At 54.9% G+C, this 24,999-nt stretch carries 14 protein-coding genes, 2 tRNA genes, 1 rRNA gene and 1 other annotated feature; of the genes, 4 read left to right on the plus strand and 13 right to left on the minus strand.

Translation table 11 applies throughout. The features are described from left to right. The 3 genes from BN4609_RS03185 to BN4609_RS03195 all read left to right on the plus strand — a co-directional run. A 16S ribosomal RNA gene (locus BN4609_RS03185) occupies positions 1-208 on the plus strand; the annotation flags it as partial. Between the two features lie 149 nt (positions 209-357). Then, positions 358-434, plus strand: a tRNA-Ala gene (locus tag BN4609_RS03190). 593 nt (positions 435-1,027) lie between these two features. Beyond that, positions 1,028-1,104, plus strand: a tRNA-Ala gene (locus BN4609_RS03195). Positions 1,105-1,274: 170 nt separating this feature from the next. Continuing rightward, positions 1,275-1,879, plus strand: a sequence feature (23S ribosomal RNA rRNA prediction is too short). A gap of 779 nt (positions 1,880-2,658) precedes the next feature. Here BN4609_RS03195 and BN4609_RS03200 read toward each other — a convergent pair. The 6 genes from BN4609_RS03200 to BN4609_RS15595 all read right to left on the minus strand — a co-directional run bounded on the left by BN4609_RS03200 (position 2,659) and on the right by BN4609_RS15595 (position 13,826). After that, entirely contained in the window at positions 2,659-3,951 is a 1,293-nt protein-coding gene (locus BN4609_RS03200; RefSeq protein WP_068855268.1) for an L-cysteine desulfidase family protein, read from the minus strand. 12 nt (positions 3,952-3,963) lie between these two features. After that, positions 3,964-6,015 carry a protein-disulfide reductase DsbD family protein gene (locus tag BN4609_RS03205; RefSeq protein WP_068855269.1) on the minus strand — a complete coding sequence of 684 codons (2,052 nt, stop codon included), beginning with the start codon at positions 6,013-6,015 and terminating at the stop codon, positions 3,964-3,966. A gap of 59 nt (positions 6,016-6,074) precedes the next feature. Next, the gene (metG, locus tag BN4609_RS03210; protein ID WP_068855620.1) at positions 6,075-8,120 is read right to left on the minus strand and encodes a methionine--tRNA ligase; all 2,046 of its coding nucleotides are present in this window, start codon (positions 8,118-8,120) and stop codon (positions 6,075-6,077) included. A gap of 648 nt (positions 8,121-8,768) precedes the next feature. Further along, a complete protein-coding gene (locus BN4609_RS16395; RefSeq protein WP_164071561.1) occupies positions 8,769-8,957 on the minus strand; it encodes a hypothetical protein in 189 nt (62 codons plus the stop codon). A gap of 872 nt (positions 8,958-9,829) precedes the next feature. Beyond that, positions 9,830-13,411 carry a glycosyl hydrolase 2 galactose-binding domain-containing protein gene (locus tag BN4609_RS03215; RefSeq protein WP_068855270.1) on the minus strand — a complete coding sequence of 1,194 codons (3,582 nt, stop codon included), beginning with the start codon at positions 13,409-13,411 and terminating at the stop codon, positions 9,830-9,832. 205 nt (positions 13,412-13,616) lie between these two features. Further along, positions 13,617-13,826 (minus strand): biotin synthase, encoded by a 210-nt coding sequence (locus BN4609_RS15595; protein ID WP_164071583.1) that lies wholly within the window; start codon positions 13,824-13,826, stop codon positions 13,617-13,619. A gap of 528 nt (positions 13,827-14,354) precedes the next feature. On the opposite strand from BN4609_RS15595, the gene BN4609_RS03220 reads away from it, so the two are divergent. After that, complete coding sequence (locus BN4609_RS03220) at positions 14,355-16,016, plus strand: glycoside hydrolase family 32 protein (protein WP_068855271.1); 1,662 nt, start codon at positions 14,355-14,357, stop codon at positions 16,014-16,016. Positions 16,017-16,237: 221 nt separating this feature from the next. On the opposite strand, the gene BN4609_RS03225 is transcribed toward BN4609_RS03220, so the two are convergent. The 7 genes from BN4609_RS03225 to upp all read right to left on the minus strand — a co-directional run bounded on the left by BN4609_RS03225 (position 16,238) and on the right by upp (position 24,759). Further along, positions 16,238-17,353 carry an efflux RND transporter periplasmic adaptor subunit gene (locus BN4609_RS03225; RefSeq protein ID WP_068855272.1) on the minus strand — a complete coding sequence of 372 codons (1,116 nt, stop codon included), beginning with the start codon at positions 17,351-17,353 and terminating at the stop codon, positions 16,238-16,240. A gap of 125 nt (positions 17,354-17,478) precedes the next feature. Further along, entirely contained in the window at positions 17,479-18,723 is a 1,245-nt protein-coding gene (locus BN4609_RS03230; RefSeq protein WP_068855273.1) for an ABC transporter permease, read from the minus strand. Between the two features lie 46 nt (positions 18,724-18,769). After that, the gene (locus BN4609_RS03235; RefSeq protein ID WP_068855274.1) at positions 18,770-20,032 is read right to left on the minus strand and encodes an ABC transporter permease; all 1,263 of its coding nucleotides are present in this window, start codon (positions 20,030-20,032) and stop codon (positions 18,770-18,772) included. Between the two features lie 10 nt (positions 20,033-20,042). Continuing rightward, positions 20,043-20,762, minus strand: coding sequence for an ABC transporter ATP-binding protein (locus BN4609_RS03240; protein ID WP_068855621.1), 720 nt, complete (start codon positions 20,760-20,762; stop codon positions 20,043-20,045). 86 nt (positions 20,763-20,848) lie between these two features. After that, positions 20,849-22,528 (minus strand): ABC transporter ATP-binding protein, encoded by a 1,680-nt coding sequence (locus BN4609_RS03245; RefSeq protein ID WP_068855275.1) that lies wholly within the window; start codon positions 22,526-22,528, stop codon positions 20,849-20,851. Between the two features lie 68 nt (positions 22,529-22,596). After that, complete coding sequence (locus tag BN4609_RS03250) at positions 22,597-23,487, minus strand: NAD kinase (protein WP_021992749.1); 891 nt, start codon at positions 23,485-23,487, stop codon at positions 22,597-22,599. A 612-nt stretch (positions 23,488-24,099) separates the two neighbouring features. Continuing rightward, positions 24,100-24,759, minus strand: coding sequence for a uracil phosphoribosyltransferase (gene upp, locus BN4609_RS03260; protein WP_068855277.1), 660 nt, complete (start codon positions 24,757-24,759; stop codon positions 24,100-24,102). Between the last annotated feature and the right edge of the window lie 240 nt (positions 24,760-24,999).

A 24,999-nucleotide genomic window follows, 5' to 3' on the forward strand; every position in this document is an offset into this window, starting at 1 on the left:
CCACGAAGCTGGATTCGCTAGTAATCGCGCATCAGCCATGGCGCGGTGAATACGTTCCCGGGCCTTGTACACACCGCCCGTCAAGCCATGAAAGCCGGGGGCGCCTGAAGTCCGTGACCGCGAGGGTCGGCCTAGGGTGAAACCGGTGATTGGGGCTAAGTCGTAACAAGGTAGCCGTACCGGAAGGTGCGGCTGGAACACCTCCTTTCTGGAGTGAATTCTCATTCAATAAGAGCTTTTGCTCGTCTGTTTTCTCCTTCTTGTACTTATCTGTTTTTATCATAGAGAATTATGATGCTGGGTATTTATCTGTCCATGTGTTGTAATATACATGTGGAAATTTAACATCTCTGATTTGGGGGATTAGCTCAGCTGGCTAGAGCGCTTGCATGGCATGCAAGAGGTCAACGGTTCGAATCCGTTATTCTCCACCAAGTACACACCTTATTTAATATATATGGTTGTGGTCACGAAGATCTTTGACATATTGTACAAGCAAAACTGTAGTTAAGAAAACTCCGGTGCATACCGCGCCTTGAGCGCGTGTTGTGCCGCAGAACAGCTGAAAGTATGAGCCGCGCAGTCCCATGAGGGACGGCGCGAACGAGAAAGTAAATAAGGGCGCAGGGCGGATGCCTTGGCTCACGGAGGCGATGAAGGACGTGATAAGCTGCGATAAGCCGCGGTAAGGCGCAAATGGCCTGTGACCCGCGGATTTCCGAATGGGACAACCCGTCCGCTTGAACGGCGGACATCGCATCATAGGATGCGAGGCTAACCGGGGGAACTGAAACATCTTAGTACCCCGAGGAAGAGAAAATAAATCAATGATTCCCCCAGTAGTGGCGAGCGACCGGGGAAGAGCCCAAACCGCCGCTGTCTTCGGGCAGGGGCGGGGTTGTAGGAACGCCATGATGGCATGTGATGACGAGCGGAACCGACGTGGCGGTGGGGACGCCCGCGACAGCGCACAGAAGCGTCATGTGATTCATGAGGGTTTCCGGTCATCACCTTGCCTCAGACATGAGGGGGATTAGCTCAGCTGGCTAGAGCACCTGCTTTGCAAGCAGGGGGTCAACGGTTCGAATCCGTTATTCTCCACCAAGGACACACCTTATTCATATATATGGTTGTGGTCACGAAGATCTTTGACATATTGTACAAGCAAAACTGTAGTTAAGAAAACTCCGGTGCATACCGCGCCTTGAGCGCGTGTTGTGCCGCAGAACAGCTGAAAGTATGAGCCGCGCCGTCCCATTATGGGCGGTGCGAACGAGAAAGTAAATAAGGGCGCAGGGCGGATGCCTTGGCTCACGGAGGCGATGAAGGACGTGATAAGCTGCGATAAGCCGCGGTAAGGCGCAAATGGCCTGTGACCCGCGGATTTCCGAATGGGACAACCCGTCCGCTCGAATGGCGGACATCGCATCGTTATGATGCGAGGCGAACCGGGGGAACTGAAACATCTTAGTACCCCGAGGAAGAGAAAATAAATCAATGATTCCCCCAGTAGTGGCGAGCGACCGGGGAAGAGCCCAAACCGCCGCTGTCTTCGGGCAGGGGCGGGGTTGTAGGAACGCCATGATGGCATGTGATGACGAGCGGAACCGTCTGGAAAGACGGACCGCAGAAGGTGACAGTCCTGTATGCGAAGTCAGGGCATGTCAGGCGTACTCCTGAGTAACGCGGGACACGAGTAATCCTGCGCGAATCCGCCGGGCCCATCCGGCAAGGCTAAATACTCCCGTGAGACCGATAGTGTACCAGTACCGTGAGGGAAAGGTGAAAAGAACCCCGAGCTTTTGGAGATAAGCATTCATACGCTCGTCTAGATAGATGGTCATACTCATTGAGTCAATATCAGACTCATCTGTTTCTATCTTGACGATATCGAAATTGTCCAGTATTTCTTTGGGAAGAACTATACGGGCTAATTGTTCAAGCATGTTCATAATGCAAAGATACAAAATACTATGAAACAAAAAAAACATCCCCAGTACTTTTCCACTGAGCCGTTTTGTGTTAGCTTACCGCAGTTTTGAAATGCCGCTTCCTTTTGTATGAACGGATAATACACTTCTTTGTAGGAGGTGTATGCTATTGCCAAAACATATTGTTCTGTTTATCTGTTTTTACGATATTTTGTCGCAATAATTAAACTATTTGTCTACAAAAATAAGAAATATAGGCGATGATATTACGAATATCAGCATACAAAACAGTCCGTTTTAACTATTTTTAGCACACGTATCAATACCGTTCTGTCACCGTCCCGCTATTCCACCTTATTAATAATATATAAAGATAACACCTCCTACAAAGAGGTATATTATTCGTTTCAAAGGTCAATACTTCCTTTTTTCGTTTTTCAAAGATAAAAAACGACAATATGCGACGTACTGTCTTGTGGTGTGTTTTTCCGTTTCAAGGTATATGAAATAATGTGTGTCATGTCGGCGTTGGCATGATTGCGGTGCGGAGGATATACAGAAAGCCGGAGTAAAGACATCCGGTCAGCGCATATATGACAGACGTGCCACAACGCAAGGTCGTGACACGTCTGTTGTCTTAATCTGTTTTATGCTCACAGTCAGAGCCTCAGTTGGCTTGCGGCAGTGCCGTTGTCTGCATTCAGGCAGAGCGCGATGGGTTTGCCGTTCAGCAGTTCTGCTTGTGCGTCATGATGTCGAGCACCATCTCGTCGGTCTGGTTCATTGTCTCCGACCCGATGCGCGTGAGGTTGCGTATGGAGCGGTCCACGTCGTCGTCGATTATTCCCTCCACCGCCGTCACGCATCTGCCCTCTATCGCCAGAAGCGAGGAGAGCAGGGCGGTGGATACTCCCGACGCTATTTTCAGCGAGCAGCTGGGCTTCGCTCCGTCGCATATCATGCCCGTAAGGTTTGCTATCATGTTCTTCACCGAGTTGCACACGCGGTTGTAGTCGCCTCCCATGAGATAGGTGATGCCGCAGCTCGAGCCTATGCTTGCCACCACGCAGCCGCACACCGCTGACAGTTTGCCGAGGCTCTGTTTGATGTATATTGCCGTGAGATGGCTCAGTGTGAGCGCGCGTATCAGCTCCTCCTCGGTGTTCTCGTTCTCCATCGCATAGACAGCCACGGGGTTAGTGGCGCATATTCCCTGGTTTCCCGACCCTGAGTTGCTCATCACCGGAATCATGGCTCCGCCCATTCTGGCGTCGCATGCCGACGCCGTCTTCGACAGTATGTGCGAGAAGATGCTGTTGCCGAAGATGCCGTGACTGAGCGGACGGTCTATTGTCTTGCCCAGACAATGTCCGAAGTTGCCTTTGACAGACTCTTCGGCAGCCTTCAGGTTATACTGTCTTGTCTTCAGGATGAAAGCTATCTCGTCCACCGGAGTGGTGGTGGCGAAGTCGTATACGGTGCGCATGCAGAGTTCCGGATCGCCGTTGTCGCCGTCCTCGCAGCCGGTGTTCTTCACGTCGAGGAGCGTCTCTCCGTCTTTGGATATGTAGACGAAGTTGGTGTGCGAGCCCGATATCACCGCCTCCGCCTTATGACCTGCCGCCTCGCATACTACGTCGATGTAAAGCTTTTCGGTGATGTCCGCCTTCAGTCTTATGTCTATCCGTTTCTCCTCGACATACGCCTTGCCCTCCTCGAGTGTCTCCGGCGTCACGTCCTTTATCACCTCCAGCTCATACTCCGACCTGCCCACGATGGCTCCCAGAGCTATAGCTATGGGCAGACCAATCATTCCCGTGCCAGGTATACCTACGCCCATGGCGTTCTTCAGTATGTTCGCGCTCAGCATCACCGTTATCTTCTCCGGTCTCTGTCCGAGCGTCTCGGTGGCGCGTGCGGTGCAGAGAGCCACGGCGATAGGCTCCGTACAGCCCACTGCCGGCACCACCTCGCGCTGTATCAGTGCTATGATGCTCTGTCTTGTATTCTTGTCTAACATGCCGTCATGGTTTTATTCAGCTTGCCGTTCGCCATATCTCTCCAGTCCGGTCTGCAGGAACTTCAGGTAGTCGCTTATGTCCTTGTCGTATGAGCGGCTGCCTGCGAGCGGACGACCCTGATTGTCGAGCAGCACATAGAACGGCTGCGTGTTGGCTCCGAACTTCACTCTCTGCAGATAGCTCCACTTGTCGCCCACCGTGCGCAGCGTTCTCTCTGTTCCGTTCTCGGTTACGGTGAGAGGCTCCTTGAGCGGAGTCTTGTCGTCGACATAGAGCGAGATGAGCACGTACTTGTTGTTCAGCATGTCGGCGACATTGGCGTCTGTCCATACGGCAGCCTCCATTTCGCGGCAGTTGACACACCCGAATCCGGTGAAATCTATAATCACCGGCTTGCCCTCCAGACGTGCCGCCGCCATGCCTGCGTCATAGTCCTTGAACCTCGGATGCACCTCGTTCTTATACAGGTTGAAGTCCTGCGTGTTCATGGGCGGTGTGAACGCGCTTATAGCCTTGAGCGGCGCGCCCCACAGTCCGGGCACCATGTATGCGGTGAATGCCAGCGACAGCAGCGCGAGGAAGAACTGCGGGACGTTCGTCCGGCGTCTCTCGTCGTCGTGCGGGAAGTTGAACATGCCCAGCAGATAGAGTCCGAGCAGTCCGAATATGGCTATCCACAGCGCGATGAATGTCTCGCGGTCGAGTATGTGCCAGCCGTAGGCGAGGTCGGCTACGGACAGGAACTTCAGCGCGAAAGCCAGTTCTATGAATCCCAGCACCACCTTTATAACGTTCATCCATCCTCCCGACTTGGGCGCGGACTTAAGCAGTGAGGGGAACATTGCGAACAGAGTGAACGGTATTGCCAGTGCGATGGCGAATCCGAGCATGCCTATTGTCGGTGCGATGATGTTGCCTTGGGTCGACACTGCCACAAGAAGCAGCCCGATGATGGGACCGGTGCACGAGAACGAAACGAGCGCGAGGGTGAACGCCATGAGGAATATGCTCAGCAGTCCGCTTGCCGATTCCGACTTGCGGTCTATCTTGTTGCTCCACGACGAAGGCAGTGTTATCTCGAAAGCTCCGAAGAACGACGCTGCGAAAACGACGAGAAGCAGGCAGAAGAAGATGTTGAACACGGCGTTGGTGGACATCGCGTTGAGCGCGCTCGCGCCGAACAGAAGCGTGACGGCAAGCCCGAGCACGACGTATATCACCACGATGGACACGCCGTAGGTGGTTGCCTCGCGTATAGCCTTGCCTCTGTCCTTGTTGCGTTTGAGGAAGAAGCTCACGGTCATCGGTATTATGGGCCACACGCAGGGGGTGAACAGGGCGAGGAATCCGCCCGCCAGTCCGGCGAGGAAGATGTAGAAGAGCGATGTGTCGAGCGGTTCGTCATATGCCGACAGCTCCTTTATCACAGGTTGCCACAGGGCTTTCGCCTCGCTCTCTGAGAGCTGTGCGGCTGTCTGTGAGGCTGTAGCAGCGGTGTCTGCGGGTGCGGGCTGTGCCGCTACGGTGGCTGTGTCGGCAGTCCCGGCAGGCTTTGATGCAGCCTTCACGTCCTCTTTCTTCTCCTCGGGCGCGTTCTTCGCCGAGACTACGGCAGGAGCCTTCCCCGCTTTCCTCAGTTCCACCTGGGTGGGCGGCATGCACGTCTCGTCGTTGCATGCTCCGTATTCCAGATAGGCGTCAATGGAGTAATCAGGTTTTGTGAACCTTATCTTCTGTACGAACTTCACGCTGTTGCTGAAGTAGCGCACCTGCATGTTGAACAGCTTGTCGAACACGGCAATCTCCTTTCCGTGCGGTGTGAGCTTGCCCACGAGTTCTATGCCGTCCTTCTTGTTCACGTTGAATGTCGCCTCTATCGGTCCTCCTTTTATATTGGTGGAGTAGACGTGCCATCCCTCGTCAATCTTTCCGCTGAACACGATCTCGGCTTCCGCCGTTCCGTCGGTCTTCAGTTCAGCCGTGAACTTCACGGGATCCACCATCTGTGCGCCGCACATCACGGCAGTGACGAGCAGCATCGTAATTGTCAATAGTCTTTTCATAAGGGTGTCTGTTTTTGTATTATGATGATTATTATGGGAGCAGTCCCGTGACCACAGGCTTATCCCACCCGGCTTCCCGGCTTCACCTTGCCGAGCAGCGATGTCACGGTGAGCGAGCCGTCATAGTCCTCTGCCGAGAGAATCATGCCCTGGCTCTCTATGCCCATGAGCTTGCGCGGTGCGAAGTTGGCTATGAACAGCACGTCCTTGCCTATGAGATCCTCCGGCTTGTAGTACTTGGCTATGCCCGAGACAATGGTGCGGTCGGTGCCCGAACCGTCGTCGATGGTGAACTTGAGCAGCTTGTTAGCCTTCTTCACCTTCTCGCATGCCTTTATGTGACCTACACGTATGTCGAGCTTCTCGAAGTCTTCGAACGACACTGTCTGCTTCACCGGCTCTGCCTTATAGGCGGCAGCCTCGTTCGCCTTCTTTGTCTCCTCGAGCTTGTGGAGCTGACGTTCTATCACGTCGTCCTCTATCTTCTCGAACAGCAGTGACGGTTCGCCGAGCTTGTGCCCGCTCTTCAGCAGGTCGGTAGAGCCGAGTTGTGCCCAGTCGTATGCCTCCACGTTGAGCATCCCGCGCAGTTTTTTGCTGCTGAACGGCAGGAACGGCTCGAACGCAATGTCGAGGTTTGCCACCAGCTGAAGCGATATGTACAGGATGGTCTTCACGCGCTGCATGTCGGTCTTTGCCACTTTCCACGGCTCGCAGTCGGTGATGTACTTGTTGCCGATGCGTGCCAGGTTCATAGCCTCTTTCTGCGCGTCGCGGAACTTGAACACGTCGAGCAGCGACTCCACCTTCTGTTTCACGTCCTTGAACTCACTGATGGTCTGCCGGTCGGTCTCTGTCAGCTCGCCGCACTCGGGCACCACGCCGTCGAAATATTTCTTCGTGAGCTGCAGCGCGCGGTTTACGAAGTTGCCGTATACGGCTACCAGCTCGTTGTTGTTGCGGTCCTGGAAGTCCTTCCATGTGAAGTTGTTGTCCTTTGTCTCCGGAGCGTTAGCCGTGAGAACGTATCTCAGCACGTCCTGTTTGCCCGGAAGCTCCTCCAGATATTCGTGAAGCCACACCGCCCAGTTGCGTGATGTGCTTATCTTATCGTTCTCGAGGTTGAGGAACTCGTTCGCCGGCACGTTGTCGGGCATGATGTATCCGCCGTGCGCCTTCATCATCACGGGGAACACTATGCAGTGGAATACGATGTTGTCCTTGCCTATGAAGTGCACGAGACGTGTCTCCGGGTCTTTCCACCATTTCTCCCATGAGTCGGGCAGAAGCTCCTTCGTGTTTGAGATGTAGCCTATCGGCGCGTCGAACCACACGTAGAGCACCTTGCCCTCCGCGCCTTCCACCGGCACGGGTATGCCCCAGTCGAGGTCGCGCGTCATGGCTCTCGGCTGCAGGTCCATGTCGAGCCAGCTCTTGCACTGTCCGTATACGTTGGACCGCCACTCCTTGTGTCCTTCGAGAATCCATTCCTTCAGCCAGTCCTGATACTCGTTGAGAGGCAGATACCAGTTCTTTGTCTCCTTCAGCACGGGCTGCGATCCGCTTATGGCAGACTTGGGGTTGATGAGCTCGGTGGGGTCGAGGTCGCTGCCGCAGTGCTCGCACTGGTCGCCGTATGCGCCATCGTGATGGCAGTGCGGGCACTCGCCTGTGATATATCTGTCGGCGAGGAACTGTCCCGCCTCCTCGTCGTAATACTGCTTTGTGGTCTTCTCTATCAGTTTACCGTCCTCATACAGCTTTCTGAAAAAGTCTGACGCCACCTTGCTGTGGGTCTCCGATGTGGTGCGGCTGTATATGTCGAAGGAGATGCCGAACTCCTCGAAGCTCTTCTTTATCATCGAGTGGTATCTGTCCACAACGTCCTGCGGCGTGATGCCTTCCTTCTTGGCGCGTATCGTGATGGGCACTCCGTGCTCGTCGCTTCCGCCGATGAAGATTACGTCCTGGTGCTTCATGCGCAGGTAGCGCACGTATATGTCAGCCGGAACATACACTCCGGCAAGGTGGCCTATGTGCACTCCGCCGTTGGCATATGGCAGAGCTGCAGTTACAGTTGTACGTTTGTAGTTTTTCTGTTCCATTATCATGATATGTTTTGTTTCCTCTTTCAGAAAGTCCGGAAGCCTGTAAGTTCCGCACCGGTCGGTACGTGTGCGGATGGGTGGGGTGCGGTTTCCGGAATGTCCGGTGTGTATGTGGGGTGCGTGCTTTTAGCTTATCTTATTTAAAGATATTGCAAACGAGTGGAAAGAAAACTTGTTTTCAATTTCCAGAGTGCAGCTATATCTTCTGCAAAGATAATGAAAGGTGAGTGCAACAGCAAGTAAGGGAGACGTAGTTTCACTTAACTTGATACTGCCGAACCGCATCTTATCTTCTGCAAAGATACACCAAACTGCGTGCATTACAAAATAATGCGGTTTATTTTTCGCGCCATACTGACTGTGTGCCATGCCTTTTGCGTGGTATCACGGTATGCCGGTTGTTTTGTCACGGAATAATTGTATAAATATGCGTGATGACATACCGTTGTATGAATAAATATTCACCGTAACTTCAAAATACTCCTGTTTTCGCGCACGAGAATGCATCCGGTTGCAAATACGCGCGTTTTGAACGATTAGCGCAACACCTTGTCAGTCAACCGCTTGCGCTTTTTAGTGAGTCGGAAGACGTACCGACGGCTTGCGAAAGAGCCTCTTCCGCACCGCAGGAAAGCCTCTTTTGCGTCACGGGAAGGGCATTTTGGCGTCGCCGTTGAGCCTTTCCCGCATCGTCATACCGCCTTTTCCGCACACTTCCCGCGCCCGTATGAGGGTAGGGAAGAGACTCTTACGACGCCCGATGAGCCGTGTCTCATGCGTCGGGAACCATTTTACGGGCTTCCGCTTTTCTCTTTCGCGATTTTCCGTTGTCAAAATTTTTTACTGCGGGAATGCATAAATATGCATGTATGTGTGTGGCGAAAAGGCTGCGGAAGGGGTATTTGCCTGTATTAAAAACCGCTTTTCAGCGACATGTCATCATCTCCCCCTCAATAAAACCACAATGCGCCAGCCAGTAGAGACGCAAAATCTTGCGTCTCCCGACCACCCCATCGCCAACCTTTATGCACTATAATATGCTGATGATAAATGCGTTCCTCCCTTGTGAGACGCAAGATTTTGCGTCGCTACTTTGTGCGGGCGGAGATCCTACCTGAACAGGTGAATACACCTCCGACATTGCTTTTTTGCCTCATTATCGTCTCCTCAACCCCATTGCTCATTGTCGCTGTCATGTTGTAAAACGTTTTCTACTGATTCTGTATGTAATATCATACATAAAAGCTCCTACCGACTTGTCTGACGGCAGCGGCGGGTGCGGATGGAACATAACGGTTTGTCGGCGAATGGAAAAATAAATGAGGAGCCGTGTTTCGCCAAACCTGACTCCTCATAAGATTATTAACCTAACGAAGCTTATTATTCACGTATCTTCACAGACACACATTTATATAGAATGTTTACCACTATATGGTCGCAAAGTTAACACGTCTGCATGGATTTATACAATACGTATTTTGCATATGATGATTCTATCCTGATGATTGATGTCAAACGTGTTCTTAAATTGTTCCGTGTCTTTCACACACATAATAATAACAACAAAGGTACAGGAAATACTAAAAATATAATGTTAAAAGATACAAAAACACTGTATATTTGTTGAATTTCGCAGGCTGACAGGAACTATGTCACAATATGTACGACATATTTATGTCAGCCTGCGGATGTTTTCGTGATAAGTACTATTGTATTTTCTGTTCTTTCACGTTGAATCCCGACAGTTCTATGAAGGCGTTTCCGCCTCTTGCGTCGGCAGCATTCCAGCTCACGTCAACGGTGCGGCTCTCGCCCGGCATGAGGTGGAAGTAGTTGTCGGAGTAGCTCACCGGCAGAATCTGTCCGCCGTCCCCTGCCTTCAGGTTGAGCCTTATCATCATAGCCGGAGTGTCCGACGGGTTTGTCACGGTCACTGTTGAGCGTGTTCCCGTGGCCTTTACCGATGTCCGGAGAGCGGTCTGCGGCAGTGTGTTCAGCTCCTGAAGGTTGCCCTCATCGTTGGATGCCACGTAGAAGTTGTGCGACAGTGTGCGTCCCTCCGCGTCGTTGAGCCACAGGCGTATGAAGTATACGTTGCCGCCGTTGAGGCTCACCTTGTCGTCCACATGCAGTCCCTCGGGCACTACGGTGGAGTCGTCGTCGCTGCTGACTGTCGCCTGCATGGTTTTTACAGTGCGTCCCCTGACGTCGGTAATCTCCACTTTGGCGGTCAGTCCGGTGCGGTTGCCTGCGCACAGGTTCACCACTTCCACGTTGCGGGTCGATGCGTTCCACTGTATGTGGAGCGGCTCGCAAGCCTTCTTGCATCCGAAGAAGGCAGCCGTAGGTTCGAAATAATAGTCGTAGCACTGCCATGTCATGCTCGGCCAGCAGGCGTGACTCATCCATATGAGGAGCCCCTGCCGGTCGCGGCTTCCCGACTCATACATCGCCCGGTAGCCGTCGTAGTTCTGCCATTGGGCCAGCTTTGTGAACGCGGCGGCGTTGTCCGGCTTGCCGAAAGCCTTCTCTATTATGGCGTTGAACGTCGCTCCCCGCTGTGCGCCCTGCATGCAGTAGTCGTGCTGTCCCCACTCGTCGCCCTGCGGCCACAGTGCCTCCGGGCGTAGCGTACGTGCCAGTCCCTCGTATGTCATTACGTTCGGCATGCCCCGCTCAGAGTGCAGTTTGCCCGTCTGACGGTCGAAGTATTCCTTCGGAGGCAGTGCCCAGTAAGGACCGTGACCGCTCACTCCGTCGTCGGCGGAGCTTGAGATGTATCCCAGTCCGGGGTGCAGCGTCTTCACAAAGTGGCGCAGCCGTCTGTCGATAGACTCTGGCGGATAGCCCTCGTTTCTGCCGCAGTAGATGCCGATTGACGGATGGTTGCGTATGCGTTTCACGTAGTCGTCGGCGTTGCTCAGGAACATGTGCTCGTCGAGAGGGTCGGGACCGTCCGCCGGGTTGGCGAGCCAGAAGTCCTGCCACACCATTATGCCGTATCTGTCACAGGCTTCGTAGAACTCCTCGTCGCCTGTCTGTCCCACCCAGTTGCGTATCATGTTGAAGTTCATGTCGCGGTGGTTTCTCACCGCAATGTCATATTCGCGTCCGCGGTAGCACAGGTTGTTCTCGCTGAATCCCCAGTTGCCGCCCAGCGGTATGAACCGTCTGCCGTTGATGTATATCTTCAGCTGCGTGTCCATGTCCTTGTAGTCCATCTGGCGTATGCCCGCCTTGAAGGTCACGGAGTCTGACGTTCCCCTCTCCGTAACGAACTCGAAGCCCGCGTCGTAGAGGTAAGGCGTGCCGTATCCGTTGGGCCACCACAGGTTCATGCGGCGGTTGCGCAGCTCCGGAAACTCCTCCGGCAGGAAGGCTATCTCCTGCACCGCGTATGTGGGGAGCACCACGCGCTTCTCTATCTTCAGCCCTCCTATCCATCCGCGCAGTGTTCCGCTGACGCTGTAAGGCATGTGGTTGGTCAGTATGACCGACGGTGTGATGGTGGCTGCGGTGTCGGGCAGTGCCAGCTCGGAGGTTATCAGAGGGTCGCGCATGGTCACCGCTCCGGAGGCGGAGAGCCACACGTCGTTCCATATACCTATGTTCCTGCCGCGTATTGTCGATATCCAGTCCCATCCGATGGTGGCGTGGAACGTCGGGTTGTCGTATCCCAGAAGACCTCCGTTGAAGTCGGTGTCCTTGCGGTATTTCTCCTTCACCGCTCCCGGATGGGCGTTCTTGATTATCCTCACGGCGAGCACGTTGCGTCCGTCGCGCAGCAGCGGTGTGATGTCGGAGTGTCCGCGCATGAACGCTCCGTCTATTCTTGCCGCCTGCCTGCCGTTGATGAATACGTCGGCTTTCCAGTTTATGCCGTCGAGATTGAGCATGACGCGCTTGCCTTTCATGTGTTGCGGCAGGTCGAACTCGGTGCGGTACCAGAAGTCGGAGTTGAAGAACGACTCGGAAATCTGCATCAGATTGTCGGCGTAATTGGGATTGGGGAGAGCTCCTATGTTCACGTAGCTCATCAGAACCGTTGCGGGCACGGTGGCTACAGCCCACGAGCTGGCGTCGTATCCGGTGGAAGATATGGCGCGCCCGTCGCCCTTCACCTCCGAGGCACGCTGTATGCGCCAGTCTCCTCCGTTGAGAGAGAAGCGGCTGTCGCCGCCCCCTTTCACGGGCTGGGGCTTCGCTGTGAGTCCTCCGCGACCCATCACCTCAAGCTCGCTGAGCACATACGGGGCGGCTGTGGCTCCCTTGAGCATCAGCACCCGCACATATCTGCCCTTGCCTCCGGGACACGCCACCTCGTCGGTCTTGCCGTTGCCGGAAGGCAGCTGCGCCACGGTCTTCCAGTTGCGTGCGTCGTCCGACGACTCTATGCGTCCGCTGCGCGCCTTGTTTATCCAGTGAAGCCTCACCTTGTCGAACTCGCACTGTGTGCCGAGGTCCACGTAAACCCATTGCGTCCCGGCTTTCGCGCTCATCCACGCGCTGCCGAACTGCGCTGCCGGCAGCACGTCGGTGACAGCCCGGTCGCCGTCGAAGAACTTTATCTCCGTCACGGTCCAGTGCACTGCTCCGGGCATGGAGAGCTCCACCTTCAGGTTGTCGAAGCTCACGTCGCCCGTTCCCAGGTCTATCACCGCCTCGATGTTGCGTGTCGGGAGCATCGGACCCTCGTCGGTGTTCTTGTTCGGGTCGCTGTGCGCCTTGCTCTTCGACGCCTTTCCCGGCAGTCCTTTGCCGGTGAGCTTTCCGAGTGTCCGCCGTGCCGCGCCTTTCTTTCCGCCGGTCAGCGAGCTTACGGTGATGGCGTATCCGCCCTTTGACCGCTCGCTGTAAGCCATGCTGCATACTATCTTCACACGGTTAGCACTCACCTTCATGTTGTGCCACCGGTAGCTGATGAAAGCCTTCTCGCCCATCAGGATGTTGCGCGTGTACTCGCCTCCGTCTATCGCCCACTCCCTCTCACGGCGCGGAAGCGTTCCGCTGTTGGTCTCCGCCGTGAGGTAGGGCGGCTGCGTCTTGTGCACGATGCCGTCGGTGACGAGCTGCGCCGTGAGGTTGTAGTCGTGCGAGGACGAGGCGTAAGCCATGCGCCGCAGTGCGATGTTGCGGTAGGAACCGTCGGCGGTGAGCAGCGGTGCGAAGCTCTCTCCGGGCGCACCGGGATATATGCCGACAGGCGCGTTCCTGCCGTCGTCGAAGCTTGATAGCATCAGTGACAGCGACATGATGGCTGCCAGATGCGCTGGTTGTCTGTATTTCATATTTTTGTATAGATGTTTTGTCTTTCTGTATCCGTCACTTGTGTCACAGATTTCCGGTAATGTGGTCTCGATGGCTGTGCACTGTCATATGGCGGGCATGCCTCGCGCAGAGGAAGACAGCCATGCGTTCGTGACCTTAAATTTACGCCTTTATTTGTCAGAATGACAGACTGTGTAACATTAATTTACGTGAATTAACATTAATTCAATACTGTCTTGCGCCTCTGTCCATGTTTTTTTCATAAAACAGGCTGCGCTCGGCAATTTGATAGCAAGCTCTCATTGCGCTCACTGGCACTGTTTTTATATAAAACAGGCTGCGCTCGGCAATCAGAGAGCAAGCTCTCATTGCGCTCGTTGGCACTGTTTTTATATAAAACAGGCTGCGCTCGGCAATTTGATAGCAAGCTCTCATTGCGCTCACTGGCACTGTTTTTTTGAAAAAGAGACGGCATTCTTCGGATTATATATAAGTCCTCATCACGTCGTATGTCCGGACGCTTCGTGACAGCGGTTTTTACGTGCTTGTGTAACAGCTTGAGCCACAACGGTTTGCGAAACGGGCTTTTCGGGCTTGCGAAAGAGGCTTTTCCGCATCATGAAAGAGCCTCTTCCGCAGTCTCAAAGAGGCTCTTTCGCAAGCCCGAAAAGCCCGTTTCGCCAAACCGTTGTGGCACAGCGTGTTACGGAATGGGGCTGAAACGGCTCGTGACCTCTGTCTGACGAGCCTTTCCATAGTGCTGTGCGGGATGTGCGGAGGGACTGCCTTCCGCCGTGCCGGGGACTCGGGACACATGCTGCGGAGTGCGTGAAAAATGATAAAATGGACCGGATACATTTCAATTATAAGTTTTTTTATATTATTTTTGTACTGATATTACGAAACAGTCTTATGATTGGTACAATCTGTTACTGAAACAAACAATAAACAATAAAATGGATTATGAGAATGCGCAGGCTATTATTCTTGTCTGCCGCGCTGGCTTTCGGATGCGTGTCCGTGGCTGATGCGGCTGACGTAAAAATCAAGATTACAAAGAAGTACATCAATTTCCCTGTATCCCACAAGTCTGACCGGAAGACCATGGAGATGTCGGTAAAGGGCGGAGAGACATGCCGCTTCGTCATACGTCTTGCCGAGGGAGAGCCCGACTACTGGACGTTCCGCGACGTGAGCGCGCTGAAGGGCAAGACCGTCACGCTGACCTACGACGGCAGCGGGGAGGCTCTCGCAAAGGTTTGTCAGGACGACCGCATAGCGGGAGGGGAGAATATGTATAAGGAGAAATACCGTCCGCAATATCATTTCACGACGAGACGCGGATGGATAAACGACCCCAACGGACTCATTTATTATAAAGGCAAGTATCATCTGTTCTACCAGCACAACCCGTTTGAGCGCGAATGGGAGAACATGCATTGGGCGCACGCCGTGAGCACCGACCTCGTGCATTGGCGAGAGATGCCTCTGGCGCTCCATCCCGACACGCTCGGGACCATCTTCTCAGGCTCTGCCGTGATAGACTACGGCAACACTGCGGGGTGGAACTCGAAGGACGGCACGCCCGCGCTTGTGGCGTTCTACACGTCGGCGAAGGGCATACAGAGGCAGAGCATGGCATACAGTCTGGATGAGGGAATGACGTTCACGAAGTATGAGGGCAACCCTATCATCGACTCGCACGAGAAGTGGCAGACCAACGACACGCGCGACCCGAAGGTGTTCTGGTATGCTCCGGGCAAGCACTGGGTGATGGTGCTCAACGAGCGCGACGGTCATTCGATATACAACTCCGTGAACCTGAAGGACTGGACATATCAGAGCCACATCACCGGATTCTGGGAATGCCCCGAGCTTTTCGAGGTTGCGGTGGACGGAAACGGCGGCAACAAGAAGTGGGTAATGTGGGGAGCGTCGGGCACTTACATGATTGGCTCGTTCGACGGAAAGACGTTCACGCCCGACGGACCAAAGCTTTGCAACCTCAACGGAAGCGCGTATGCGGCGCAGGTGTTCAACAACATACCTGCCAACGACGGCAGAGTGATAAAGATAGCGTGGGGAAGGATATCGTTCGAAGGAATGCCTTTCAACGGCTGTATGCTCCTTCCGCAGGAACAGATGCTGTTCAACACAAGGAGCGGACTGCGCCTCGCGAGCCGTCCGGTGAGGGAAGTGGAGCAGCTGTTCACGAAGGTTTATTCGGGCGAAGACCTCAGCATGCGGCAGGCGAACGACGTGATGAGGCAGTTTGACGGCGACGACGTGCTGCGCATACGTATGACAATGCACCTCAGCCATGCCACCGACGCCGGACTGAGCTACCGGGGACAGCGCATAGTGAACTACGACATGAACGGCAACCGGCTTAACGGCGAGTTCTATGCAACCGACGATCCGGGCAGCATGATGCTCACTGCGGACGTCTACATGGACAGGAGCATGGCGGAGGTGTTCGTCGACGGAGGCATGTATTCATACTCCATGGGACTCGACGTGCGCAGCACGAGCAAGGAGGGATACGTGTTCTGGGGCAACAACATAAAGATAAGGAGTCTCGAGGTGTATAAGGTGAAGTCCATATGGGACGGATATGCCGAATGAGCGGAGGCTCCACAGTGTGTGTATATGGATGAAGCCGTGGCGCGGTGTGCGCGGTTACGGCACATGACAACGCGGAAGAGGCGGCACGGAAAAATTTTCCTGCCGCCTCTTCCGCGTTGTCGTATATTATAAATATGTGTGGCTTTATGCCGTCATGAGCCTTCCCACGTGCGGCTGCCGTCGTGTCCGCGCTTTGTGAGGACAGGCTTCCCGTCCAGCCGTTACTGCTCTTTCTTGTCGTCGGTTATTATCTTCGGACCTCTTACCCTGTCTTTCAGGGTAAGTCCTTTCTTTATTTCGATGTTGATGCCGTCGCTCAGTCCGGTTGTCACCTTGCGACGCTCGTATGTCTTTTCGTCGCCTTCGCCTTTCACGATATACACGTATGTGTCCTCACCTTCGAACTCGATGGCGCTCTCGGGAATGGTAAGCACGTTCCTTGCCTGCGCGAGCACTATCTCGGCATTGGCACTGTAGCCGCTACGTATGTTCTTGCCGCCGGTCACCTTTACGGCTGCCTTTATCTCAAACTGGTTGGCTCCGTTGTTGTCGACAGCCTTCGGCGAGATGTATTCGAGCGACGCGTCGAACTTCGTATCCTGCAATGCGCCCACCGAAAGCTTCATAGGCATGCCCGTGACAAGGCGTCCCACCTCCGTCTCGTCGATGTTGCCGCGGAAGATAAGGTCGTTCATGTCGGCTACGGAGGCTATTGTCGTACCGTCGTTGAACGTGTTCGACAGGATGACGGAGTTGCCCACCTTCACCGGAATGTCGAGTATCACGCCCGTGATGGTGGAGCGCACGAGTGTGGAGCTTGCGCTGGCGTTGCTCTTCGACACACCGTCGCGCACCACCTGGAGGTTGTCCTCCGCCGCGGCAAGCTCTTCCTCCGCCTGCCGGTAAGCCTGGGCTATCTTGTCATACTCGTCCGCCGACACCAGTCCTTTGTCGTAGAGGACCTTCTCGCGCTGGTAGTCTGTGCGCGCCTGCTTCACGTTTATGTTGGCAAGACGCAGCCGCGACTGTGCCGAACTGAGCTGTCCCATGTCCGGTATCACCTTTACCTTGGCAATCACCTCACCCTCTTTCACCGTGTTGCCCGCTTCCTTCAGCAGTTCGCTTATGATGCCGGAGATCTGCGGCTTTATCGCCACCTCGTTGCGCGGCTCTATCTTTCCCGTCACCACTGTGGTCTTTCTGATGTCGGCTTTCTTGGGAGTGAACTCGTTGTAAGCCACAGGCTGCGGCAGCGATTTGACGTAGAGGAACACGAAAGTGCCTATGAATATCAAGGCGATGACAGCCGCGACTATGAACTTGAAGTACTTTTTCATATCTGTTAGTGTGTTTGTATGCTTGTTATAACGATTCTCTTTGACAATAATAATATGTGTACGGATATATTATAATATGTGTATTTTAGTTTTACGATATATGTATTGGCATTGCGTTCCGTACGTCACTCGTCTCTCATAGCATCGACCGGCTTTATGCTCATGGCTCTTGCTGCCGGTGCGAGACCTGCCAGCACCCCGAGGACACTTAGCATCGCCACCGCCCCTACGGCTGTCCAGAAGTCTATCTGGAAGTGAGCCGCGACGATGCCGTCGCTTGTATTAGCCACCTCAAGCATCTGTAGGATTATCACGACGAACAGTATGCCGCTCATGCCGGCTACCGCCGTGAGGATGATACTCTCGCTTATGATTTGTGAAAGGATGTCGGTGGGGGTGGCTCCGATAGCCCGCCGTATGCCTATCTCGGTGGTGCGCTCGCGCACTGTCACCATCATTATGTTGGAGACTCCTATCGCTCCGGCGAGCAGTGTGCCTATGCCGACGAGCCATATGAGGAAGTTCACACCTGAGAAAAGGCTGTCGAGCAGTCCGAAAAGCACTTCGGTGTTGAACACCATGACGGCTTTCTCGTCGTCGGGAGCCACGTTGTGCGCCCTCGCTATTACCTCGCGCATGCGCTGCGAGAGCTCGTTCATCTTCGTTCCCGGCTTCGCCGTGGCGCATATAAGGTCTACCCTGTCGCCCAGATTGTATGTCTGCTGCATGAGCGAAAGCGGCACCACGACGCTCTCCTCGGCGCTTCCGTTGATGTTCATGTTGCCTGCGGCATAGTCGACACCTATCACATTATAATATATGGAGTCTATCCTGACGAGCTGTCCGCACGGGTCTCCGCCTCCCGGAAAGAGCGTCTTGTACACCTTCTTGCCTATAACGCACACCTTGCGGTGCTGTCTTATGTCCATGTCGTTGATGTATCTGCCGTAGAAAAGCTGCGGACTCTCCACCCGGATGTAGTCGGGCAGTGTCCCCTTCACGGTGCAACTGATCTTCTTGTCGCTGAAAGTGGCGTTGCCGTTCCATCTCGACAGCATCGGAGTGACTACGTCCAGCTCCGGCACCTGAGCCTTCAGCCGGTCCACGTCCTTGTAAGTCATGTTCCATTGGCGTCCCTTCCGCAGTCCGTTGTGCGCTTTTGTGGTGGGCTGGGCGAACACTATCGCCGCGTTGGTGGCGAATCCCTCGAAGTTGTTTGAGAGCATCTCCTTCAGTCCGCTGCCTCCTCCTATGAGTCCGACGAGCATGAACACGCCCCAGAACACGCCGAATCCGGTGAGGAACGTGCGGCTTTTGTTTCTCGTGAGCGTGTCGAGTATCTCCCTGAATCTGTCTATGTCTACTTTCATCCCAGTGTCGTTTATGTTTTCACAATCCCTTCCGCGCAGGTCAGTGTCACTCTGCCCGCAACGCCTCTATGGGTCTGATGTGCGCCGCGCGGCGTGCCGGGACGAATCCGGCGACCGTTCCCGCCACTATCATCACGAGCGTTGCCTGTATGCATACGTCCAGTCCCACGGTGGGGTCGACGAACATCGCCGCCTGGAACAGTCCTGTGTCCACCTGCCGGTTGCCGATGGTGGCGTCCATATACATGTTCGCGGCTATGCCGAGAACCATTCCGATGTATCCGAAGAAGGTTGTTATGATGATGCTTTCTGTTATGATCAGCCGCAGAATGGACCACGGGCTCGCTCCTATCGCCTTGCGTATGCCGAACTCGTGTGTGCGCTCCTTCACTGTTATGAGCATGATGTTGGACACTCCCACGACGCCCGACAGCAGGGTGAAGAGCCCTATTATCCATAGCGCGGTGCGTATGATGTCGGTTCCCTGGTTCATCTGCATGTTCTGCGTGAACCTGTTCCACAGCCAGACAGCCTCCTCGTCGTCGGGCGCGGCACGGTGGTTGCGGTTTATTCCTGCGCGGTATGCGCTCTCAAACTTCTCGTTTTCATCCATCGTATTGAGACCGGTGAAGGTGAAGAATATCCTGTCCGCCTTGTCGCCCCGGCTGTAAATGGCACGCAGGGTGGTGAATGCCGTGTAGGCGTCGGTGTTCATCCGGCTGTTGTCATCCTTGTATATGCCAGCCACTCTGAATGCGAGTCCGCCCACGTCCACGGTCTTTCCGACGAGCGACTGTATGTCGTGCGGCGCGAGTTCCTTTGCCTGTCCCTCGCTCAGGACTATCGTCTTGCGCTGCTCTCGTATGTCGGTCATGTTGACGAACCGTCCGTAGAGCATGCTTATCTTGTTGATGTCAGCCTTGTTGGGATAAGTCCCGCATAGGCTGTTGCCGCTCACGTATTCGTCGCCGAAGGCTATCCTGACCCCCGACTGCGATATTTCGGCACCTGTCGTCTCTACGTTTCCGGTGAAGTTATTGCCGGTAGCCGTGATGTCGTTGTCGTTGAGTTCTATGCGCCTTCCTTCTTTCAGACCGTCGTAAGGCTTCGATGTGTATCCGCCGAACACCATCATCGAGTTGTCCAGAAACTGTCCGGAGTTCTGCATGATGGCGTTAAGCAGTCCGTTTCCGGCTCCGAGGAGGAATATGATGATGAATATTCCCCATGCCACGGAAAAGCCTGTAAGAGCCGTGCGCAGTTTGTTGCGCCCTGCCGTGGTCAGTATTTCTGCTATCATGTCACGCATGGTCGTGCTGTCATTTCATTAGTCCTGACGTGCCGAAGGGGCTCGCGTTGTGGTCGATATTGTCCTCAATGTTGCCTATCAGTCCGTCCTTGATGTGTATTATCTTGTTTGTCTCGTTTGCCACACCGCTCTCGTGTGTCACCACGACGATGGTGATGTGCTCCTCTTCGTTGAGTTTCTTGAGCAGTTCCATCACCTCCACGCTTGTCCGTGAGTCGAGTGCGCCGGTGGGTTCGTCGGCAAGTATTATCTGCGGACGTGTTATCAGCGCGCGCGCTATTGCCACACGCTGCTTCTGTCCTCCCGAGAGTTCGTTTGGATAATGCCCTGCCCACTGTGCCAGACCGAGTCTTTCGAGGTATTCCATAGCCATGGCATGACGCTTCCTGCGGCTCACACCCTGATAGAAAAGGGGCAGCTCGACGTTCTCCACCGCCGATTTGAACGCTATGAGATTGAAAGACTGGAAGATGAAACCTATCATCCTGTTGCGGTACTCGGCTGCGCGCTTCTCCGAGAGGTCTTTTATAAGAGTGCCGCCAAGAAGATATTCGCCCGAGTCGTAGTTGTCGAGGATGCCGAGAATGTTGAGCAGTGTGGACTTGCCCGAGCCCGACGCGCCCATGATGGAGACGAACTCGCCCTCCCCGATGTCGAGGTTTATGCCCTTGAGCACGTGGAGCGGCTGCGCGCCGTGGTAGGTCTTGTTGATGTCTTTTAGAGTTATGATTGACATTTCTTGGATGTTTATATGTTAGACTGCATTCGTGCCGTCATGGTTGCAGTGTGTGGTGGAAGAGCCTTGCCAGCCGTATGTCATGTCCGTTCGATGCGTTCCACCCTCAGGGTACGGTCGCAGTAGTTTATGACAGCGGGACGGTGGGTTATGAATATGATGGTTTTAGAGCGGTCGCTCATGATGTTCTGCAGCAACCGGCACTCCGTATCGTTGTCGAGAGCCGACGTCGCCTCGTCGAAGAGCATCACCGGACGGTCGCGCAGCAGCGCACGTGCGATGGATATGCGTTGCGCCTGTCCCTCGCTCAGTCCGCCTCCCTGCTCGGTGCAGACGGTGTCGAGCCCGTCGGGAAGGTCGCTCACGAACTCCGCGCAACTCTTTCTCAGAGCCTCCCTCATCTCCTCGTCGGTGGCGTCAGCCTTTCCCATCAGCAGGTTGTCGCGTATGGTTCCGCTCATGAGGGTGTTGCCCTGCGGCACGTATACCATGTTGCACCGCATGAGCGGCGAGAGGATGTGGGATGATGAAGAGTCGTATATCTCTGCCGTTCCCTGCTGTGGATGGAGCAGCGCGAGGATTATCCTGATGAGCGTTGTCTTGCCTGCGCCTGTCTCACCGAGTATAGCCGTGCATGAGCCTGGCTCGAAGTCGTGGCTCAGGTGTTCTATAACGTTGCGCGAGCCACCGTCATACAGATAGGTGATGTCGTTGAGACGTATGCCGCACGGACCGTCCATCCTGACGGGCTCGCCCTGCTCCTCGAGCGGATTCTCCTCGAGTTCCATAAGTCTTTCGGCGGCAGTGAGCACGCTGACGAACGCAGGTACCAGTCTGGTGAGGCTGCGGGCGGGAGTCTGTATCTTGTTGACGAGTTGCAGGAACGCCGTCATTCCTCCGAAGGTGAGCGTCTGTTGCGACATGCGCAGAGCCGCCCATAGGAAGGCGATGAGGTATCCTGCGGCGAAGCCGGTGTTGAGCACGAGGTTTGAGATGACCGAGCACGAGGTGCGCCTCACCACGTTCTGCCTCAGCTCGCTCTGTGTCTGCTCCAGCTTGTCTATCATGTTGCGGTCGTTCTCGAGTGTCTTTATGAGCATGCGGTGCTGCACGGTGTCCTGCAGGACGCTCTGAACCTTGCTGTCGGAATCGCGCACGAAGCGTGTGAGACGGCGCATGTGGACCACATACACCTTGCTGCCGATGAGGAATACGGGTATGAGCACCACTATGACAAGGGCGAGAACCTTGTCCATGAGGAACAGGCAGAAGAACGCGCTGACAAACATCACGATGACCGAGAGCGTGTTGGGGATGGTCTCCGTGAGGAAGTTGATGACGTTGTTCACGTCGAACTCCAGCCGGTTGAGCACGTCGCCGGAGTGGCGCATCTCCCGTCCGCGCCACTCGGAGCGCAGTATGCGGTCGAGCATACGCTGCTGCATGCGGTTCTGCGCCTTTATTCCGAGAATGTTGCGCACCCACACCGACGCTATGTTCAGTGCGAAGTCGCACAGTATGAGTGCCGCCATGATGCCCACGGCGAAGTATATGGAGCCTTTCGCCGAGCCCGACGCCACGTCGATGGCATGCTTCACCGCCCACACCTGCGAGAGGCTCGTGATGACCTGCGCTATGCCTGTGGCGGCGTTGAGCACCGCCTGCAGCCTGTTGCCTCGCCACTGTCCCCACAGCCATTTCATTATCCGCGCTGCGGTGTATTGCGTGTCCGGTATCTTGAGTATCTGTCTGATTTTCATCTGGTGAGATTGTTTTCGCCTCCCGGTGTGCCGCTGCCGTGCCCGCCGTGGCGTGTTGCGGTGATGTGTCAGTCCTTCCGTTTGTCCGCGCCCCACATCATCTTCTCGCGCAGCGACGCGAAGTAGTTGTGCCCTGGACGCTTCACTATGTTAGTGACGAAGGGTGCCTTCTCTATTGTTATGGACGTGCCCTCGGTGAGGGTCTCGCTCCGTCCGTCGACGGCAAGCAGGAAGTTGTGCGAGCGCGACTCCACGCTCAGCGTCACGGTGCTGTCTCCGCTTATCACTATGGGGCGCACGTTGAGGCTGTGCGGAGCCACCGGCGTGAGGCACACCGTGTTGGTGCGCGGCACGATGATGGGTCCTCCGTTCGACAGCGAGTAGGCTGTCGAGCCGGTGGGGGTCGACACTATGAGTCCGTCCGCCTGATAGGTGACGAGCGGTTCGCCGTCTATGCACGTGCGTATGCTTATCATCGACGCGTTGTCGCGCTTGAGTACGGCTATGTCGTTGAGCGCGAACGGCTCGTTGCGGAGCTGTCTCGTGCCCGTGCTTACCATGAGGGCGGTGTGGCTCTCGGTGGTGTACAGACCGTCGTAGATGGCATTCAGGGCCGTGCCGAACTCGTCGGGCATGACGTCGGCGAGGAATCCCAGCCTGCCGGTGTTGACGCCCAGGATGGGGATGTTCTTCATTCCTACCCTCACCGCCGTCTTCAGGAACGTGCCGTCGCCGCCCATAGATATGGCGAAGTCGGCTTCAAAGCGGTCGTCGTCGAACACCTCGGGCGATGCGGAGGGCATCTGTCCGTAGCGCATGAGGAAGTCGCAGAACGGGCGGTCGATGAGTATGCGCGCGCCGTGACGTTCCAGATGCGAGATGACTTTGTGTATTGATGCCGACTTCTTGCTCTGAAAAGTGTTTCCGAATATAGCAAATCTTAGTTTATCTGACGCCATTCTTGTTGTTTTAAAAAACAAATATAGTGGAAGACCGTTACTGCGTCAGAGAGGAACTTACATGTTTTCCCGTCTTTGGCAATGCCGTGCCGAATACTATATAGTGCAAATATACGCATAATTAGAATAACCTCCAAATATTTGCCGCTAAAGAATGGGCGCGCGCGGAGAGAAAATCCGGGGAAGGGGAGGGGCGGTGTGACGGTAATATATTTTGACAAATGCGGTGCGGCTCACGCCCTCGTTCTGTGCGCGTAGGGCATGCCGGAGTGGCTTCTTCGGGGTGTCGGGGGAGCCGTCAGCGTGCCTTCCGGCTGCCATATGTGCCGTTCCGTGTGCCGATACGGGCTTTTCCGTGACGCGGAACGTGCTTTTCCGGAGCATGAAAAAGCCTCTCCTGCGGCGCGAAACGGTGTGTTCCGTACCGTATGAGAGGCTGTTCCGTATCCTTATATCCGCAAAGCGGCTGACTGTCAGAGAGTTGCTGGCGACGCCATTTTCTCCGTATTTGCGCCCGCCGTCCGTCCCGTCAGCGTGCAGGCTGCCTGTGAGGACGAATGACTGTAGTTTTTTTTGACAGACGCGCTGTGCTCTTCCGCCTGTTTCCGGGCATCATATTTTCTCGCCGTAGCACAGGTCGCCCGCGTCGCCGAAGCCCGGTACGATGTATTTGTGCTCGTTAAGCCCCGGGTCGATTGCCGCGCACCATATCGTGGTGCGGTCGTCGGGGAACGTCTTCCTGATGTGGTCGATGCCCTCCGGCGCGGCTATCACGCATGCCACATGCACGTTCTTGGGCGTGCCTTTCGTGAGCAGAGCCTTGTAGGCAAGCTCCATCGAGCCTCCGGTGGCAAGCATCGGGTCGGCTATGATGAGCGTCTTGCCGTCTATGTCGGGCGTTGCGAGATACTCCACGTGTATGCTCACGTCGGTGTGTGAGCGGTCGGTGTACTCCCGGTATGCGCTCACGAAGGCGTTGCCTGCATGGTCGAATATGTTGAGGAACCCGCTGTGGAACGGCAGTCCCGCCCTGAAGATGGTGGCAAGCACCACCTTGTCTGCCGGAACGCTTACCATTGCGGTGCCCAGCGGTGTGCGCACCTCGCGCTCCTCATAGCTCAGCGTCTTGCTTATCTCGTATGCCTCGAGCTCGCCTATGCGCATGATGTTGTTTCGGAAAAGCAGCCGGTTGTGCTGGTAATCCTTGTCGCGCATCTCGGACATATACTGGTTGATGATGGAGTTTGTCCGACTGAAGTCTGTTATTTTCATGATGTTTAAGTTTGTTTTTTATTGTCTGACGGCAGCGCGCAGCCTCCATCTTGCGGAGGATGAGGCGTATATGCGCCGCCTGTGGCTCCGTGTTGACAGGCAGATGATGCCGCACAGACGGTTCCGGCGTGCAAATTTAGGGAAAAACTTTTGTAGTTTGCCAACTCCAAATTGCAATTAAGACAATGCCGGTAAAATTTTTTTGTTCTTTAACATAAAAAGATTTATAGTGCCCTTTTT

The organism is Leyella lascolaii (genome assembly GCF_900079775.1).
Lineage (GTDB): Bacteria > Bacteroidota > Bacteroidia > Bacteroidales > Bacteroidaceae > Prevotella > Prevotella lascolaii.

Bases quoted from the DNA above. Each gene is read 5' to 3' on its own strand.
- BN4609_RS03200 (WP_068855268.1), bottom strand. From the start codon at position 3,951: ATGTTAGACAAGAATACAAGACAGAGCATCATAGCACTGATACAGCGC.
- BN4609_RS03205 (WP_068855269.1), bottom strand. From the start codon at position 6,015: ATGAAAAGACTATTGACAATTACGATGCTGCTCGTCACTGCCGTGATG.
- metG (WP_068855620.1), bottom strand. From the start codon at position 8,120: ATGGAACAGAAAAACTACAAACGTACAACTGTAACTGCAGCTCTGCCA.
- BN4609_RS03215 (WP_068855270.1), bottom strand. From the start codon at position 13,411: ATGAAATACAGACAACCAGCGCATCTGGCAGCCATCATGTCGCTGTCA.
- BN4609_RS15595 (WP_164071583.1), bottom strand. From the start codon at position 13,826: ATGAGAGCTTGCTATCAAATTGCCGAGCGCAGCCTGTTTTATATAAAA.
- BN4609_RS03220 (WP_068855271.1), top strand. From the start codon at position 14,355: ATGAGAATGCGCAGGCTATTATTCTTGTCTGCCGCGCTGGCTTTCGGA.
- BN4609_RS03225 (WP_068855272.1), bottom strand. From the start codon at position 17,353: ATGAAAAAGTACTTCAAGTTCATAGTCGCGGCTGTCATCGCCTTGATA.
- BN4609_RS03230 (WP_068855273.1), bottom strand. From the start codon at position 18,723: ATGAAAGTAGACATAGACAGATTCAGGGAGATACTCGACACGCTCACG.
- BN4609_RS03235 (WP_068855274.1), bottom strand. From the start codon at position 20,032: ATGCGTGACATGATAGCAGAAATACTGACCACGGCAGGGCGCAACAAA.
- BN4609_RS03245 (WP_068855275.1), bottom strand. From the start codon at position 22,528: ATGAAAATCAGACAGATACTCAAGATACCGGACACGCAATACACCGCA.
- BN4609_RS03250 (WP_021992749.1), bottom strand. From the start codon at position 23,487: ATGGCGTCAGATAAACTAAGATTTGCTATATTCGGAAACACTTTTCAG.
- upp (WP_068855277.1), bottom strand. From the start codon at position 24,759: ATGAAAATAACAGACTTCAGTCGGACAAACTCCATCATCAACCAGTAT.